This is a genomic window from Paraburkholderia sp. Ac-20342 (assembly GCF_017104985.1).
GTDB lineage: Bacteria > Pseudomonadota > Gammaproteobacteria > Burkholderiales > Burkholderiaceae > Paraburkholderia.
In genome coordinates this window covers 1-1,010 of the sequence record NZ_JAAGPQ010000218.1, presented here as the reverse complement: position 1 = coordinate 1,010, position 1,010 = coordinate 1, and the positions used below count along the sequence as shown (strand labels likewise).

The window sequence follows — 1,010 nt, the reverse complement described above, 5'->3', positions numbered from 1 at the left end:
CGCAGGCGGCAGCGCGTACGGCGGCCGCGCGTACCCAGGCGACGCTGATCGCGCCGCAGGCGCCGCCCGCCAACGCGGACTGGCGGGCGCACTGGCAGTATCAGCGCGCGCGCGTGCGTTTCGTCGTGCAATACGCGCTCACGCGCGCGGGCCTCGCCGACGCCAAAGTGCCGCTCGCGATCTGCTGCGTGCTCGTGCTGCTGCTGTGCGGGTGGGCGGCCATCGTCGGCGGCCTGCTCGCGGTGTGCGCCGCGCTCGTCGTGTGCGCGATGTTCTTCTATTTCCTGCTGTCGATGCGCGCGAACAAGCGTCGCCAGCTGATCGTGCGGCAGCTGCCGCTCTTTCTCGACGGCATCGTGCGGCTCATCACGCTCGGCAACAGCGTGCCCGCCGCATTCCAGGCCGCGCTGCAAAACACCGAGGCGCCGCTGCGCGAATGTCTCGACTATGTCTCGCGGATGCTGCGTACCGGCATCGAGATCGATCGCGCGCTCTCGCAGGTCGCGGTGATCTACGGCGTGCGCGAACTCGAACTGGTCGGCGCGGTGCTGCGTCTGTCGGTCAAGTACGGCGGCCGTGCCGACGTGATGCTCGATCGCATGTCCTCGTTCATGCGCGATCTCGAACAGGCCGAGCGCGAACTCGTCGCGATGTCCTCGGAAACGCGGCTGTCCTCGTGGGTGCTCGCGATGCTGCCGATCGGCATCGGCGGTTTCCTGATCATGTCCAATCCGAAGTATTTCGCGTCGATGTGGTTCGACCCGTTCGGACGGCAGCTCGTCTATCTCGCGTTCGCGTTGCAGCTGGTCGGCGCGTATCTGCTTTACCGGCTTGCGAGCCTGAAGGACTGACCATGCAAGCCCGACACCTTGCCGTTCTCGCGCTGGCTTTCGCCGCCTTCGCCATGCTGCTGCTCGCGGGCCTCGTGCTGGCGCGCGTGGCGGCGGCGCGGCGCAGCGAGCGCACGCTCAGACAGGCGCTCGATCAGCGAGCGCTGCAAAGCGCGGCGC

General features: G+C 68.1%; 1 protein-coding gene. It reads left to right on the top strand.

Annotation, left to right across the window (positions count from 1 at the left end):
* On the top strand, positions 1-851 hold an 851-nt coding region (locus tag G3N58_RS33825; RefSeq protein WP_241017360.1), incomplete at its 5' end, for a type II secretion system F family protein.
* Positions 852-1,010: the final 159 nt, after the last annotated feature.